Raw genomic sequence first — 16,632 nt, forward strand, 5'->3', positions numbered from 1 at the left:
GCCTGTGGAGAGGAAGGCACTGGCTTGGGTCGTAAGACCCGAGTGAAACCAGCCTCTGTGAAGCAGGAAGCAATCGGTAGATTTAATCAGAAATGATTAGATTTGCGTAGGTATTGCAGAACGGTAGTGATGGTGTAAATTACGTTTTCCCCATCGTCGATAGCGTGCTTTACAAGGCGCGGTTGACGACGCCCGATGCGGCTTTTACCGACATCTCGCCGCCGGGCCAGAGTGGCAAAGTTGTGTCTTACGATTTGTCCTCGGAAAATTTCATTATTGCCTCTACCGGAGAAGCCGGTTTCTGGCGTTCGGATGATGGCGGGGCCACTTGGGCAGAAAAAAACGATGGCCTGCCATGCCAGAAGACAAGGGCTATCCGCATAATTTCGTCCAATTTGATCTTGGCTGCTGTGCGCTGCAATGACCGTGATGAAGTTTATCGCTCTAGCGATGGTGGCGAGAGTTGGAGTCGGGGTGTTGATTTTGGGCCGGGTGTGTATGTCAACCGCTTTAATATATCAAGAAGTGGCCGGGCTATTGCGATGACCACGTCAGGGCTTTACTTCTCCTCGGACGGTGGTCAGAGCTGGGTGAATGCCAATACCATGTCCTACTTTGCCGCTCTGCCGTCGGACGCAGATGTCAAGGATATGGCCAGCACAGCCGACTCTTCTGGCATAGTGAACGAAGTGGATTTGGTGCAAGGGGTTGGCGCGTATGTTGTAGTGAATAGCACCCAAGCCGGTGCTACTGCCATTTTGCACAATGACGGCCTGCCCGCTGTCCGGTTTGGCCAGCGTATCAGTGGTTTTAACGGCAAGCTGCATATTCCGGTCAAGGGGTACGGACTCTATGCCCAAGAAAATGGCCGTTGGGTGTTAAAGCTGCCCGAGCAGACCTTGCCCGGCGTGAATCGCGTGGTGGCATTGCCGTCTGCATCCAACACCTTGTTTGCCTCCACGCGCAATCAGGGCTTGTGGCGCAGCAATGACAGCGGAGCCACATGGACCAAGGTGGCTATGGCCCCTGCCCTGACGGTATCGGCATTGTTTGATTGGGCCGAAACCAGTTATAGCGACTTCTTCCCCGGCCACCAAACCGACCAGACGCTGCCACCCTACACTTACCGCTACTATCCAAGCACCGGCAACTATCTGGGCACCGATGGCTCTTTTGTCTATGTGCTGGGCACTTTGTCAGGCAACCAATTGCAGTCGGTGGGCAAGTTGTCGGATTTGACTTGTGTGGCGCTTCCAGCCACTTGTTCCAACCACTGAGATAAAAAGGTGCAATCACCAATTTTCATGCCCTAGATGCTGCTGGTTCAATAACTCGCGGCGGCTTTTCCAATGGGGCAGGTGTTGGTCTAACAAGGCCCTGAACTGGGCCGAATGGTTGGGTACTAACAAGTGCGCCAGCTCGTGTACGGGTTTCTTGCCTCACTGACCGGCACGCCAATCGGTTGCCAGCTTGGCGCGCCCGTGGCTTATGCCGCGCTGAGTGCGCCCGCTTGGGTCAGGCGCTCGGGCACCAGCAGCTGGTTCATTTCAGCTTGGCCCATGATGCCCAGCTCCTCGGCGGTGGCGGCGATGGTTTTGCCGCTGGCCATAGCAGCCTTGGCAATGGCGGCGGCTTTCTCGTAACCAATGAGGGGGTTGAGCGCCGTCACCAGCGTGATGGACTCGGCCATGCGCTGGGCCAGCAGCGCGTGGTTGGCCTCAATGCCCTCGACGCAATTAACCTGCAAAGTATGGCAGGCGCGTGCCAGGTGCGTCAGGCTTTGGTGCAGCGCCCAGCCCATCAGCGGCTCAAAGGCGTTGAGCTGCAACTGACCGCCCTCTGAGGCCATCGTGATGGCCACATCGTTGCCAATCACTTCAAAGCAGACCTGGTTCATTACTTCCGGAATCACCGGGTTGACCTTGCCTGGCATGATGGACGAGCCAGCTTGACGCGCTGGTAATTGGATGTCGCCCACCCCGGCCTGTGGGCCGGACGAGAGCAGGCGCAGGTCGTTGCTGATTTTGGACAGCTTGGTGGCAATGCGCTTCAAAATGCCTGAAATATCGACAAAAGCGCCGGTATCTGCGGTGGCGGCAATCATGTCCGCTGCTGCCGTCACCGGCACGCCCGAGAGCCGCGCCAGCTCAGGGATGACCACATCGACATAACCCACCGGGGCGTTGATGCCGGTGCCAATGGCGGTGCCGCCCAAATTCACTTCGGTCATCAGGCTGGCCGACGCGCGCAGGCGCGCTTCGTCGGCGGCAATCATGCTGGCAAAGGCGGTGAACTCTTGGCCCAGCGTCATCGGCACGGCGTCTTGTAGTTGGGTGCGGCCAATTTTCAGGACAGAGGCAAATTCATGTGCCTTGGCTTCAAACGCACCGCGCAGCTTGGTCAGGGCTTGCAACAGCTCTTGGATTTCAACCCAAGTGGCCAGCTTCAGGGCGGTGGGGTAGGCATCGTTGGTGCTTTGCGATGCGTTGACGTGGTCATTCGGATGCACAACGTCGTAGCGGCCTTTGGGCAATCCCAAGTGCTCTAGCGCACGGTTGGCAATCACCTCATTGGCGTTCATGTTCGTGGAGGTGCCAGCGCCGCCCTGAATGACATCGACCACAAACTGGTCGTGCAACTGCCCGGCGATCAGGTCGTCACAGGCTTGGGCAATGGCGTGGGCTTGGGTGGGGGTGATGGCACCGAGCTGCAAGTTGGCGTGGGCAGCGGCTTTTTTGACAAAGGCAAAGGCACGGATGAGTTGGGGCATGTGGGCCACGGTGTGGCCGGTGATGGGAAAGTTCTCCACCGCACGGGCGGTGTGAACCCCCCAGTAGGCAGCGGGAGGGATGGTCTTGACTCCGATGAAGTCGCTTTCTTGGCGCATGGTCATAATCTCGGCAGATGATAAAAAAACGGGGTGCCCAGCCCGAACCGGCCTGGCACCACCAGTGCAAAAGCCCTGCCTCAGTGAACGGGTAAACCAGTGCACCAACGCAGAGCTTCGGCATGGATTATCGCGTGTTGCGGCATACAGCCCATACCTATTGCGCCAGCGTGCCACTCAGAGTTTTTTTACCAGCACTTGGCTGCGCCGGTCCCAGTTGTATTTGCGTTTGCGTGCTTCGGGCAGCCAATCGGGGTCCACATTCTGAAAACCGCGTTTGATAAACCAGTGCATGGTGCGCGTGGTCAGGACAAAAATGCTGCTCAGGCCCATCGCGCGCGCACGTTGCTCAATGCGTTTCAGGATTTTTTCGCCATCGCCGGTGCCTTGGCTTTGCGGCGATACCGTCACGGCGGCCATTTCGGCGGTTTTGGCTTCGGGGTAGGGGTACAGGGCGGCACAGCCAAAAATCACGCCATCGTGTTCGATGATGGTGTAGTTTTCAATGTCGCGCTCAATTTCGGTGCGGTCACGTTTCACCAGCGTACCGTCGCGCTCAAAAGGCTCAATCAGCTGCAAAATGCCACCCACATCATCGGCCGTGGCTTCGCGCAGTTCTTCCAACTTTTCATCCACAATCATGGTGCCAATGCCATCGTGGACATACACCTCTAACAGCAGGGAGCCATCGGTGGCAAAGGGCAGAATATGGCTGCGCTCTACGCCGCCTTTGCAGGCTTTGACGCAGTGCTGCAAGTAAAAAGCGGTGTCGCTGGGTTGGAGTGCTGGCGGTAGCCGCTTGAGCAGGGCTTGCGCCGCATCCAGCGGCAATTCGGTGTCGATAGGGTTGTCTTCGCTGGCGGGCTGCTCCGGGTGAATGCGAATGCCCGGCACTTCGGTTAAAAAAATCAACTTATCAGCTTGCAATTCAATCGCGACGCTGGTGGCCACTTCTTCCATCGTCAGGTTAAAAGCCTCGCCGGTGGGTGAAAAACCAAACGGCGACAGCAGCACCATCGCACCAAAATCCAAGGATTGCGTGATGCTGCCAATATCAATTTTTCGCACCAAGCCCGAGTGCTTAAAATCCACGCCATCCACAATGCCCACTGGGCGCGCCGTGATGAAATTGCCCGAAATCATGCGGACTTTAGAGCCGGCCATCGGGGTGTTGGGCAGCCCTTGGCTGAACACGGCCTCAATTTCGTAGCGCAATTGGCCTGCGGCCTCTTGGGCGCAATCTAGCGCCAGTTCGTCGGTGATGCGGATGCCATGTGAATACTGGGCCGCGTGGCCTTTGGCGCGCAATTGCTCATTCACTTGCGGCCGAAAGCCATGCACCAACACAATTTTGACCCCCATGCTTTGAATCAGGGCCAAATCTTGGGCAATGCTGGGCAGTTTGCCCGCAGCGATGGCCTCGCCCGCCAAACCCACCACAAAGGTTTTACCCCGGTGCATGTGGATGTACGGGGCTACCGAGCGAAACCAAGGTACAAAGGTGAAATTAAAGACAGTGGACATGAAAATTTTAGAAAAAATCAACCGGGTAAACCCAGCATTAAGCTGGAAACATGGCTGATTTTCGCTGATTTTCTATGCAGCCGCTGCCATCGACAGCGTCCTTTGTCTTGGTTTGCGCCACGCCAAGGCGCCGGATTTTTAGCGCATCAAGAACGGCCAGCGCGCTTGCGCTCGCTTTCTTTCAGGTAGCGCTTACGCAGACGGATGGACTTGGGCGTGATTTCGACCAACTCGTCGTCCTCGATGAATTCCACGCCGTATTCCAGCGTCAGGTCAATCGGCGGCGTGATTTTGATGGCATCTTCCTTGCCCGAAACGCGGAAGTTGGTCAGTTGCTTGGTACGGGTCGCGTTGACCACCAAATCGTTGTCGCGGCTGTGGATGCCGACAATCATGCCCTCATACACCGGGTCGTTCGCCTTGACGAACATGCGGCCACGGTCGTCCAATTTGCCCAAGGCGTAGGTGAAAATTTCGCCTTCGTCCATCGAAATCAGTACGCCGTTTTTGCGGCTACCGATGTCGCCCTTGTGCGGTTCGTAGCTGTCAAAGATGTTGGAAATCAGGCCGGAACCACGGGTCAGGTTCAAAAACTCGTTGGTAAAGCCAATCAGGCCACGCGCCGGAATGCGGTACTCTAGGCGCACACGGCCACGGCCATCGGGTTCCATGTTGACCAGCTCGCCCTTGCGCTCGCCCAGCGCCTGCATCACGCCGCCTTGGTGGCCTTCTTCGATGTCGGCAGTCACCAGCTCGATAGGCTCGTGCTTGACACCGTCGATGTCACGGAACACCACGCGCGGCTTGGACACAGCCAGCTCATAGCCTTCGCGGCGCATTTCTTCCAGCAAGATGGTCAGGTGCAGTTCGCCCCGGCCCGAGACTTCAAAAATGCCGTCTTCGTCGGTTTCCTTGACGCGCAGGGCCACGTTGGAGCGCAGTTCGCGCTGCAAGCGGTCCCAGATTTGGCGGCTGGTGACGAACTTGCCTTCGCGGCCAGCCAGTGGGCTGGTGTTAACGCAGAAGTTCATGGTCAGGGTGGGTTCGTCCACCTTGAGCATCGGCAGCGGTGCGGGGTTGGCGATGTCGGTCAGGGTCACGCCAATGCCCAAATCGGCAATGCCATTGACCAGCACGATTTCACCGGGGCCGGCTTCGGTCACTTGGACGCGGTCCAGGCCCTGGAAAGTCAGCACTTGGTTGATGCGGCCTTTGTAGCTCTTGCCGTCCGGGCCTTCCATCACCAGCACATCGGTGTTGGGCTTGATGGTGCCTTGGCTGACGCGGCCCACGCCGATGCGGCCGACGAAGGTAGAAAAATCCAGGGCCGAAATTTGTACTTGCAGCGGTGCGGTGGGGTCGCCCTTTTGCGTGGGCACATGGCGCAAGATGGTGTTGAACAGGGCCGACATGTCGGGACCCCACTGTTCACCAGGCTCGCCCTCTTCCAGCGCCGACCAGCCGTTGATGCCCGAGGCATACACCACCGGGAAATCCAGCTGCTCGTCGGTAGCACCCAGCTTGTCGAACAGGTCAAACGCGGCGTTGACCACGTAGTCAGGGCGCGCACCGGGTTTGTCCACTTTGTTCACGACGACGATGGGCTTGAGGCCCAGCGCCAGCGCTTTTTTGGTGACGAAGCGCGTTTGCGGCATCGGGCCTTCTTGCGCGTCAATCAGCAGCACCACGCCATCGACCATCGACAGGGCGCGCTCGACTTCACCGCCAAAGTCCGCGTGGCCGGGCGTGTCGAGGATGTTGATGTGCGTGCCTTCCCAGCTGACGGCGCAGTTTTTGGCCAAGATGGTGATGCCACGCTCGCGTTCGATGGCGTTGTTGTCCATCACGGTATCCACGACTTTTTCGTGTTCGGCGAAGGTGCCCGACTGGCGCAGCAGCTGGTCCACCATCGTGGTTTTACCGTGGTCAACGTGGGCGATGATGGCGATATTGCGAATTTGTGTGCTCATAATGTTTCCAAAATGCTGGCAGCAGGGGCGGCCAGCGTACGACTTTCTAAAATTTGTTGAATTTCTATCGGGCTAAGAAGGCGCTCGGGGATGAGCTCTCCGGCCACGGTATGCCCAACGCCTAGCAAGGCCGCTGGTTCTTGGCCAAACACGGCCACGGCTGTGCAATCGGGCCAAGGGCCACGGCGGCGCAATCCAGACAGAAAGCGCCCTGCATCTTCAGGCCCCAATGTGACAGGCAGATGCTCGGCCAGCAGGGCTTCGGGGGGCAATAGGCAGGCCAAGCGCTGTGCTTCGTTCATGGCCTCCAAATCGGCCAAGGTAACGCAGCGCGCTACGCCCAAGCCGCCGGTGTCTGTGCGGCGCAAAAAGGTCAGGTGGGCGCCACAACCGAGTGCCGCGCCGATGTCCTCGCCCAGCGTGCGGATATAAGTGCCTTTGCTGCATGTGACTACTATTTTAAGCACGGGCTGGCCTTGGGTATCTGACGCTAACGTCAGGGCCAAAGCGTGGATGGCTACGGCGCGCGCGGCACGCTCGACTTCGACACCTGCGCGTGCGTATTCATACAGGGCTTTGCCGTCTTTTTTCAGGGCGCTGTACATGGGCGGCACCTGAAGAATAGGCCCGGTAAATTGCTGTTGCACCGCTGCCAAGCGCGCTGGGGTGAGCATCTCGGCGGTCACGGCGCATTCGTGCAGCACCTCGCCTTCGGCATCGCCGGTGGTGGTGGTGCGGCCCAAAGAGGCAATAGCTTCGTAGGTTTTGGCAGCATCGAGCTGCAACTGGCTAAACTTGGTGGCAGCACCAAAGCACAGCGGCAGCACGCCAGTGGCCAGTGGGTCCAGCGTACCGGTGTGACCGGCTTTTTCGGCGCGCAACAACCACTTGACCTTTTGCAAGGCTTGGTTGCTGGAAAATCCCAGCGGCTTATCGAGCAGCAACACCCCATGCACGGGGCGCCGCTGCACCCTCGTGCGTGGCGCGTTCATGCCTTAATCCTCTTGGGCGCGCGAAGAAACCGCCTTGGCAATCAAGGCGTTCATGTCAGCGGCGCGCTCGCTGGTGCGGTCATAGACAAAATGCAGCGTCGGCACGGTGTGGATGTGCAGGCGCTTGAATAAACCACTACGCAGAAAACCTGCGGCTTGGTTCAAGCCCTCTTGGGTTTGCTGGGGGTCGCCCACCAGCAAACTAAAGAACACCTTGGCATGGGCGTAGTCGGGGGTCAGTTCTACGCCTTGCAGCGTCACCATGCCCACGCGCGGGTCTTTCAACTCGCGCGCAATCAGTTCGGTCAAATCGCGTTGGATTTGATCGGCTACCTTGAAGGCACGGTTGGGCGTAGCAGACTTTTTGGCAGCCATGATTTACAACGTCCGCGCGATTTCCTTGATCTCGAAGAACTCCAGCTGATCACCTTCTTTGATGTCGTTGCAGTTCTTGAGCTTGATACCGCACTCGAAGCCTTCTTTGACTTCTTTAACGTCATCTTTGAGGCGGCGCACGGATTCGACATCGCCAGTGTAGATAACGATGTTTTCGCGCAGCAGGCGGAAACGGCAGTTGCGCGTAACCTGGCCCGAGGTGATGTAAGAACCAGCCACGGTACCAATTTTGGAGGCCACGAACACGGTGCGGATTTCGGCGGTGCCCAGTGCTTCTTCGCGTTGCTCTGGAGCCAACATGCCCGACATGGCGGCTTTGACTTCATCCACGGCATCGTAAATGATGTTGTAGTAGTGGATGTCAACGTCGTTGCCTTCGGCGGTTTTGCGCGCACCGGAATCAGCACGCACGTTAAAGCCAATGATGATGGCCTTGGAGGCAATCGCCAAGTTGACATCCGACTCGCTGATGCCGCCCACGCCTGCATAGACCAACTGCACCCGAATTTCGTCGGTGGACAGTTTAAGCAGCGAGGCACCAAGCGCTTCTTGCGAGCCTTGCATGTCGGCCTTGATGATGATAGGCAGGGTTTTGACCTCGCCCGCCGTCATGTCGGCAAACATGTTTTCTAGCTTGGCTGCTTGTTGCTTGGCCAGCTTGGTGTTGCGGAACTTACCGGCGCGGTAAGTGGCGACTTCACGGGCGCGGCGCTCGTCGGACAGCACGACAAAGTCGTCGCCCGCCTGCGGCACATCGGTCAGGCCTTGGATTTCTACCGGGATGGACGGGCCAGCGGTTTTGGCAACCTTGCCTGCTTCGTCCAACATGGCGCGCACGCGGCCAAAAGTTTGACCGGCCAGCACAATATCGCCCACCTTGAGGGTACCGGACTGCACCAGCACGGTGGCCACGGGGCCACGGCCCTTGTCGAGTTTGGCTTCAATCACCAGGCCCTTGGCTTGGGTCTCTACCGGGGCCTTGAGTTCTAGCACTTCGGCTTGCAACAGCACTTGTTCTAGCAGCTCGTCAATGCCCATGCCGGTTTTGGAGGAGACAGCCACGAAGGGCGATTCACCACCGTATTCTTCGGGCACCACTTGCTCGACCACCAACTCTTGCTTGACACGTTCGAGGTTGGCATCGGGCTTGTCGGCCTTGGTGATGGCCACCACGATAGGCACACCCGCTGCTTTGGCGTGTTTGATGGCTTCTTTGGTTTGCGGCATCACGCCGTCGTCGGCGGCCACCACCAAAATCACGATGTCGGTCGCTTTGGCACCACGGGCGCGCATGGCGGTAAACGCCTCGTGGCCGGGGGTATCGAGGAACGACACCATGCCGCGTGGGGTTTCGACGTGGTAAGCGCCAATGTGTTGGGTAATGCCGCCGGCTTCGCCCGTAGCTACCTTGGTGCGACGAATGTAATCGAGCAACGAGGTTTTACCGTGATCCACGTGGCCCATGACGGTCACCACAGGGGCGCGCGACAACAGCGGCACATCTTGCTGGGTGGCCTCGTCGGTAAAGGCTTCGGGGTCATCCAGTGCAGCCACTACGGCCTTGTGGCCCATTTCTTCGACCACAATCATGGCCGTGTCTTGGTCTAGCGGCTGGTTGATGGTGACCATTTGGCCCATCTTCATCAGTGCCTTGATGACTTCAGAGGCTTTGATGGACATCTTGTGCGCCAATTCGGCCACCGTGATGGTTTCGGGTACATGCACTTCGATGGTGCGTGCTTCGACCTGTGCCGCTTGGGCGTGCTGGTCATGGCCACCACGGTCGTTGCGGTCATTGCCACGACGGCCTTTGGGTGCGGCGCCGCGCCAAGAACTGCCACCGCGACCAGCACCCGCGTTGGTATCGCCACGGGTTTTGATTTCTTTCTTTTTCGCCGCTGGGTCAGCAGCCCAGCTGGAGGACAGCTTGGCCGATTTAACCTCTTTGCCCGCATTGGCGGGTGCTGGGGCGGGCGCTGCACCCGCACGACCGCCTGCTGCATTGGGCGTGCCTGCGGGTTTGTGCAGGGTGCCTTTTTTGGCTTCTGGGGCGGGTTTGGGGGCAGGCTTAGGCTCTTCGGGCTTTTTGGCCACCAAAACTTTGGCCGGTGCCGACATCATCGAGCGGATGGCAGCCGCTTCAGCCAGCGCTTTGCGGCGGCGTTCGTCCAAATCGGCAGCGCGGGCGGCTTCTTCGGCAGCGCGGGCTTTGGATTCTTCTTCGGCCTTAGCGCGCGCAGCAGCCTGTGCCGCAGCACGGGCGGCGGCTTCGGCAGCGGCTTCGCGTGAAGCCTCTTGCTTCATGGCATTGGCTTGGGCTTTTTTCTGTGCTTCTTTGGCAGCGTAGGCGGCGGCACGCTCGGCGGCTTCGCGCTCGCGGCGTTCGCGGTCTTCACGCTCTTTGCGTTTTTCGGCCAATTCTTGCTCTTGTTGGCTGAGTAACTCTACTTGCTGGCGCGCTTGCTCTTCGCGGCGCACCAGGTCAGAAGTTTGCTCTGGGGTGATGGTGGGGGCTTGAGTTTCGGTTTCGGCCTCGGCTGGCATGTCGGCTTGTGCTGCTAAGGCGGCATCTGCCGATGCGTTATCGGACGCATCTTCACGTTTGACGAAGGTGCGCTTTTTACGCACTTCGACTTGAATGGTGCGCGCCTTACCCGAAGCATCCGCTTGCTTGATTTCGCTGGTGGAACGGGTGACCAGCGTGATTTTTTTGCGGTCAGCCGCATTCACGCCGTGGCTGGCTTGCAGATGGGCCAAGAGCTTCTGCTTGTCAGACTCGGTCAGGGCATCAGAGCCTCGGTTTTTGGAAACACCGGCCTGCTTGAGTTGCTCTAGCAGGGTTTCGGGCGATTTCTTGAGTTCTTTAGCGAACTCGGCGACAGTGGTGCTGGACATATGTGATTTGTACCTCCCTGACCTTTATGCTTGCCCTGCGAACCAGTGTTCGCGTGCCTTCAGGATTAAGGCTTTGGCTTCTTCTTCGGACTGGCCGGTCAGGTCGGTCAGCTCGTCGATGGCCAGATCGGCCAGATCGTCGCGTGTATGGATGCCGCCATCGGCCAGTTGAGCGATGAGTTCGGGGGTGAGCCCTTCCAAATCGCGCAGCTCTTGCGAGACATCGTCCACGCTCTCTTCCCGCGCGATCTCCAGGGTGAGCAAGGCATCTTTGGCCCGCGCCCGCAGTTCGTTGACGGTGTCTTCATCGAAGCTTTCGATTTCGAGCATCTCTTGCAGCGGCACATAGGCCACTTCTTCGAGGCTTTCAAAACCTTCAGCAATCAGGATGTCGGCCATTTCTTGATCGACATCGAGTTTTTCCATGAACAAGCGCCGCGCCGCATCGGTTTCGCTGGCTTGTTTTTGTGCCGATTCGGCGGCATCCATGATGTTGATTTTCCAACCGGTGAGGTCAGAGGCCAAACGCACGTTTTGACCGCCACGCCCGATGGCAATGGCGAGGTTTTCTTCGTCCACTACCACGTCCATCGCGTGCTTTTCTTCATCGACCACGATGGATTGCACGTTGGCCGGAGCCAAAGCGCCAATCACAAACTGCGCTGGGTCTTCAGACCACAGCACGATATCGACACGTTCACCGGCCAGCTCATTGGTGACGGCATGGACGCGCGTGCCACCCACACCGACGCAGGTGCCGATAGGGTCAACCCGGCGGTCGTGTGAGACCACGGCAATTTTGGCGCGGCTGCCGGGGTCGCGGGCGCAGCTTTTAATTTCTAACAGGCCCTGGTCAATTTCAGGCACTTCGTTGCGGAACAGTTCTACCATGAAGGCAGGGGCTGAACGCGACAAGATAATCGGCGCACCACGCAGGGTGAGGTCCACATCCATAATCATGGCACGCACCCGGTCGCCAGTGCGGAGATTTTCTTTGGGGATGGTTTCACTGCGGCGCAGACGGCCTTCGACGCGGCCAGACTCGACGATTAAATCGCCCTTGTCTAGGCGCTTGACGGTACCCGCAAAAATTTTGTCGCCGCGCGACATAAAGTCGTTGAGCAGCATTTCGCGTTCGGCATCGCGGATTTTTTGCAAAATCACCTGCTTGGCGGCCATTGCGCCAATGCGGCCAATCGGCAAAGACTCTACGGCTTCTTCGATGTATTGACCGACTTCGATACCGGGGGCGCGATCTTGGGCATCCATGAGCAGCTCTTCGGCTTCGGGGTTTTGCAACCCGGCCTCGTCGGGCACCACCAGCCAGCGGCGGAAGGTTTCGTAGTTGCCGCTATCGCGGTCAATGGACACGCGAATGTCCACTTCGCCTTCATAGAGCTTTTTGGTGGCCTGGGCCAGCGCCAGCTCGACGGCACCCAACACCACATCGCGCTCGACGTTTTTCTCGCGCGAAATGGCTTCAACCAACATTAACAATTCGCGATTCATGCGACGACTCTCCTGTTTCCTTCACCTGCATTGGATAGCCCGGCCATGTTTGTCCGCGCTACCTAGACGTTTTTTGCACTCAAGCGGCTGGGGTGGCCGTGGGTGCGTGGCCTCGGCCTTTGAAATCGACGATGGGCGCTAGACGCGCATCCCGCAATTCATCTAGCGTAAAGCCCAGGGCCTGCAAGGGTGCAGGAACCCGCTTTTTGCTGACCTTTTGGCCGGGTTTGGGCGGTGGCTCGTCACTCCAGACAATTTGCCAACCCCCGGTTTCGGTACGCTCTAGGGTACCGCGAAATTTTTTGCGATTAGCGTGTACTTGCCCGGCTGCTGCTGCGCCCATCGGGGCCTTGAGGGTAATGTCAATGACTTCACCGACAAAGCGTTCAAAGTCTTGCGTGTGGCGCAAGGGGCGGTCTATGCCGGGCGAGGAGACTTCGAGGCGTTTGTAATCGACACCATCGACTTCGAGGGCAAATTGCAATTGGCGTGTCACCTTTTCGCAATCTTCGACCGTGACAAACTGCTCAGGGACCACAGGCGCATCTGCTGCCGGCGGCTGCCAGGGCCAATCAATGGTGATGCGTAGCAGGCCACCGGCAGAGCGTTCAATCTCTACCAGGTCATAGCCCAAGCCTACTACGATTTGTTCAACGATTTGCTGCAATGCCACGTGTTTTAATTGAGTCCCAGAAATACAAAAAACCCGATAACCCCCAGAGGCTTCGAGCTCCAAAAGCCACGGCCAAAAAAAACGGGCGGTTGGTACCCGCCCGTTTGGTCGTGAGGACTTGATTGTAACTGCCAAACGGCCCTTGGCAAGGCTTAGCAGTGTTTGGTAGCAGAAAAATTGCCAGAAAATTTAATGCGCCAAGGGTTTGAGCAGTTCGGCCAAATCATCGGAGGTGAACAGAGGCTCGCGCCGCGCAGTGGCACCGCTGTACATGCTGTCGGCCAACTGGGCCTTGCGCTCTTGCAGGGCCAAGATGCGCTCTTCAATGGTGCCTTGGGCCACCAGTTTAATCACCCAAAGGTTTTGCGTTTGACCAATGCGGTGGGCGCGGTCGGTGGCTTGGTTTTCTACCGCTGGGTTCCACCACGGGTCATAGTGGATGACGGTATCGGCTTGGGGTAAATTCAGGCCCACGCCGCCCGCTTTGAGGCTGATGAGGAACAAGGGCACTTGGCCGCTGGTAAATTGCTCAATCAGCGCGTCGCGGTTTTGGCTTTGCCCAGTCAGTTTCACCCAGCGCAGTTGGCGTTTTTCTAGCTCGGCCTCGATCAGCTCTAACATGCTGGTGAACTGCGAGAACAACAAAATGCGCCGCCCTTCGGCCAGCATTTCGGGCAGTATCTCCATCAAATAGTCCAGCTTGGCCGAATGTTGCACTTTGCGTGCAGCCTCTAGCGGCACCAAGTGGGGGTCACAGCAGACTTGGCGCAGTTTGAGCAGGGCGTCCAAAATGGTCAGTTGCGATTTGGCCAGTCCTTGGGCTTGTAGGGCTTCGCGCACACTTTGCTCCATCGTCAGGCGGATGGTTTCGTACAAATCGGCCTGCTTGCCCGTGAGTTCGACCCGCATGATGGTTTCGATTTTGGGCGGTAAATCATTGGCCACCAAGGCTTTGGTGCGGCGCAGCATGAAGGGGGTGATGCGCGCACGCAGTTGTTCCAAGCGGGTACTATCGCCCAGTTTTTCAATCGGGTTGCGAAACACTTCGGTAAAGCGTTTTTGGCTGCCCAAAAAACCGGGCATGAGAAAGTGGAACAGGCTCCAGATTTCGCCCAAGTGGTTTTCCATCGGTGTGCCCGAGAGGCACAGGCGATGGCGGGCGTTGAGTTCACTGACGATTTTGGCCGATTGGGTGCTGGCATTTTTGATGTTTTGCGCCTCATCGAGTACCACCAAATGCCATTGTTGAGCCAGCCAGCGGTCGCGGTCGCGTTGGAGCAGCGAGTACGGCGCAATCACGACATCGCAATCTTGCAGCTGCTCGGCCAGCGTGTGGCGGTCTTTGCCGTGCAGCACCAAGCAGCGCAGTTGGGGGCAAAATTTGGCCGCTTCACGCTGCCAGTTGCCCATCAGGCTGACCGGGGCGATGATGAGTGCCGGTGCGGTGAGGTGCCCGGCCTCTTTTTCGACTTGGATATGCGCTAAGGTTTGCAGGGTTTTGCCCAGGCCCATATCGTCGGCCAAAATGCCTGCTAAACCGTGGGTGCGTAAAAATTGCAGCCAATTGAGGCCCTGCTGTTGGTAGGGGCGCAGCTCGGCCTGTACGCTGCTCGGAACGGCTACGCTGGGCAGTTGGGTTTGGCCTTGCAGCTGTTGTACCAATTGGCGCAGCACGTTGGCACCTTCCCAGACGGCACCTTCGCCCAGTGCGGCGCTGGTACGCAGGGCATCCAAGCGCGATAGGCGCAGGCTGTCGGCATTGAAGTTGTATTGGCGCTCGCCCACCAAATCGAACAGCGCCGCCAGCCACGGTTGCAAGGTGTGCATGGGCAGACGCACAAAGCCGGGACTGCCATCGAGTGCGGGCAGGTACAAAAACGGTGGCAATATGGGCTGGTTGGTGTGTGCGTCGATGGGGCTTTCGGCCACCAGTGCGATGAGGTCGGGCAGCAAGGGCAGCAGGTTGTGGCGCTGGCCGTTGATTTCTATGCCCAAGGACAGCGCAAACCACGGTGAGGTGCTGCCACCGTCTGCATCGTCTTCGGGCTGCAATTGCACATCTAGCGCGTCGGCACGGGTAATCCAGCGTTCTAAGGCGGTGTCGGTACTGACTTGAAAGCCTGCGGCGCGCAAATCGGCAAAATCATCATCGAGCCATTGCAGCCATTGTTGGTGTTGGGCAGGCCCCCAAAGTTGAAAGCTGCCGTGGTTGTCCACTGCTTGTAGGCCCCAGTCTTGTAGGCTGGCGATGGCTTGCTGCTCGGCGGTCAAGTCGCGTTGCAGTAGCACTTGCTGGCCGGGGTGTTGTGGATGCTCTATCAGCACGCTAGGGGTGGAGGGGGGCCACCAACCGCGCAAGCCTTGGTAATCAAAGCGCAATTGGGCCGTGAGTAGGCTGTTTTGTGCTGCTGGCGCTGGAGGGTGCGCCGGTGCAGTAGTGGCGTACAGGTGCAGCCAGGCGCTGGGCGGGAGGTTTTCTAGGGTACTGACCTGCTGTTGCAGCACAGATGGCAGTGGCAGCTTGCCCAAGCGTTCTACTACGCGGCGCTGGTGTTTCTCTAGCACTTGGCTGCTGGCTGGGGGGGCTTGCAGCAGGGCGGTGAGTTGGTCCGGTGTCCAGCCAGGGGCCTCGACGGGGCCGCACAGGCCGTTTTGGCTGTCAAGGTACAAGGGCGGCTGGTTGACGCAAAGTTGCAAAGCTGGCGCGCCTTTGTCACCTACTTGGGCTTGGAGTTGCCACTGGGCGGCAGCGCCATCATCGGCTGGCAGTTGCGCCCATTGCCAAGCCAAATTTTGTACGGGGCCCCATTGCACTGGTGGCCCGATTTGGCCATCAGCTTGCATTAACAACAGCCGCCCGGTGCTGGCAGCGGTTTGTAGCAGTGTGGCCACCATAGGGCCTTGTAGCGCAATCGCCTCAATGGCATGGATGTAGCTTCTGCCAGAAGGCCAAGGCAGTTGGCACATACTGCGTAATAGCTCTATGGTGGTGCGGTCGGCATCGCTGGCTTGTGCATAGAGCAACGCACTTGGCAAGGGTATGTGGACCAATGGCTGTGGCTTGGCCCAGCCGCCGGTTTTTTTCAGGTAAGACTGTGCCAATTGCACCACTAGCCAAGGCAAAGTGGATGGCGCTTTTTCTTCGTGCCAAGGGGTTGCGTGGGCTTTTTGAGCCAACGATAACAAATAGACAAAACGCTCTTCGCGCTGTGCGCTACGGCCACTGGGGGTCAGGACGGTGCTGACTGGGGGGCTGGCGCTGGGCTCTAGGTTCTCGAGCCATCGTAGCCATTGCCGATCTTGTGCTTCTTGCATTGCTTTGGCAGCGGCTTGTCGCTGGCGGGCCATTTCGTCGGCAATGGCAGCGCGTATCTGCGCGCGCTGTTCGGCGCTTTGCACCGAGCCGGGCAGACCTATGTCTGGAAAAGCCTCTAGTCCGTAGTGCGATGCCTCTAGGAGCAGGGCCACGGCATGTTTGCACGACCAACCCACCGGGCAGGTGCATTCGCTTTCCCACTGGTTAGGCTGGCCGGTCATGTCCACATTGACCTCAATGGTCAATTGGTAGGGGATATCGGAGGTGCCTTGGACTTCGCCAAATACTTGCCAATGCTCGTCTAAGGCTTCGATGTCAAAATCAACTACTGCCCTGCGTTTGAATAAATCTTGGCCGCGCTCCCAAGTGGTGTGGCTGACGCGGTTTTTAATGACTTGGAGCGGAATCCACAAATTCGGCGGAGGAAGTAGTTTGGTCCAACGAGGAGTTGACATACAGCAGCGGTATCC

At 58.2% G+C, this 16,632-nt stretch carries 11 protein-coding genes; 1 reads left to right on the forward strand and 10 read right to left on the reverse strand.

Annotated elements, in window-relative coordinates:
• Positions 1–113 precede the first annotated feature (113 nt).
• Complete coding sequence (locus PHX60_RS01380; RefSeq protein WP_300073623.1) at positions 114–1,277, forward strand: hypothetical protein; 1,164 nt, start codon at positions 114–116, stop codon at positions 1,275–1,277.
• Between the two features lie 15 nt (positions 1,278–1,292).
• On the opposite strand, the gene PHX60_RS15970 is transcribed toward PHX60_RS01380, so the two are convergent.
• The 10 genes from PHX60_RS15970 to PHX60_RS01425 all read right to left on the reverse strand — a co-directional run bounded on the left by PHX60_RS15970 (position 1,293) and on the right by PHX60_RS01425 (position 16,617).
• Positions 1,293–1,418: a YgjP-like metallopeptidase domain-containing protein gene (locus tag PHX60_RS15970; RefSeq protein ID WP_366144326.1), complete on the reverse strand. Its 126-nt coding sequence runs from the start codon at positions 1,416–1,418 to the stop codon at positions 1,293–1,295.
• A 68-nt stretch (positions 1,419–1,486) separates the two neighbouring features.
• Positions 1,487–2,887: an aspartate ammonia-lyase gene (locus tag PHX60_RS01385; protein WP_300073626.1), complete on the reverse strand. Its 1,401-nt coding sequence runs from the start codon at positions 2,885–2,887 to the stop codon at positions 1,487–1,489.
• A 177-nt stretch (positions 2,888–3,064) separates the two neighbouring features.
• On the reverse strand, positions 3,065–4,411 hold the full coding sequence (gene argA / locus PHX60_RS01390; protein ID WP_300073629.1) for an amino-acid N-acetyltransferase: 1,347 nt from the start codon (positions 4,409–4,411) through the stop codon (positions 3,065–3,067).
• Between the two features lie 146 nt (positions 4,412–4,557).
• Positions 4,558–6,381 (reverse strand): translational GTPase TypA, encoded by a 1,824-nt coding sequence (typA, locus tag PHX60_RS01395; protein ID WP_300073632.1) that lies wholly within the window; start codon positions 6,379–6,381, stop codon positions 4,558–4,560.
• On the reverse strand, positions 6,378–7,373 hold the full coding sequence (gene truB, locus PHX60_RS01400; RefSeq protein ID WP_300073635.1) for a tRNA pseudouridine(55) synthase TruB: 996 nt from the start codon (positions 7,371–7,373) through the stop codon (positions 6,378–6,380). The genes typA and truB overlap by 4 nt, the downstream gene beginning before the upstream one ends.
• A 3-nt stretch (positions 7,374–7,376) precedes the next feature.
• Positions 7,377–7,748, reverse strand: a complete 372-nt coding sequence (rbfA, locus tag PHX60_RS01405; protein WP_300073637.1) for a 30S ribosome-binding factor RbfA — start codon at positions 7,746–7,748, stop codon at positions 7,377–7,379.
• A 3-nt stretch (positions 7,749–7,751) separates the two neighbouring features.
• Positions 7,752–10,664: a translation initiation factor IF-2 gene (gene infB, locus PHX60_RS01410; protein ID WP_300073640.1), complete on the reverse strand. Its 2,913-nt coding sequence runs from the start codon at positions 10,662–10,664 to the stop codon at positions 7,752–7,754.
• A gap of 24 nt (positions 10,665–10,688) precedes the next feature.
• Positions 10,689–12,173, reverse strand: a complete 1,485-nt coding sequence (nusA, locus tag PHX60_RS01415; protein WP_300073643.1) for a transcription termination factor NusA — start codon at positions 12,171–12,173, stop codon at positions 10,689–10,691.
• A 79-nt stretch (positions 12,174–12,252) separates the two neighbouring features.
• Positions 12,253–12,846 (reverse strand): ribosome maturation factor RimP, encoded by a 594-nt coding sequence (gene rimP, locus PHX60_RS01420; protein ID WP_300073646.1) that lies wholly within the window; start codon positions 12,844–12,846, stop codon positions 12,253–12,255.
• Positions 12,847–13,035: 189 nt separating this feature from the next.
• On the reverse strand, positions 13,036–16,617 hold the full coding sequence (locus tag PHX60_RS01425; RefSeq protein WP_300073649.1) for a DEAD/DEAH box helicase: 3,582 nt from the start codon (positions 16,615–16,617) through the stop codon (positions 13,036–13,038).
• Positions 16,618–16,632 lie beyond the last annotated feature (15 nt).

It is taken from the genome of Giesbergeria sp., assembly GCF_028686475.1.
Classification (GTDB): domain Bacteria; phylum Pseudomonadota; class Gammaproteobacteria; order Burkholderiales; family Burkholderiaceae_C; genus Simplicispira.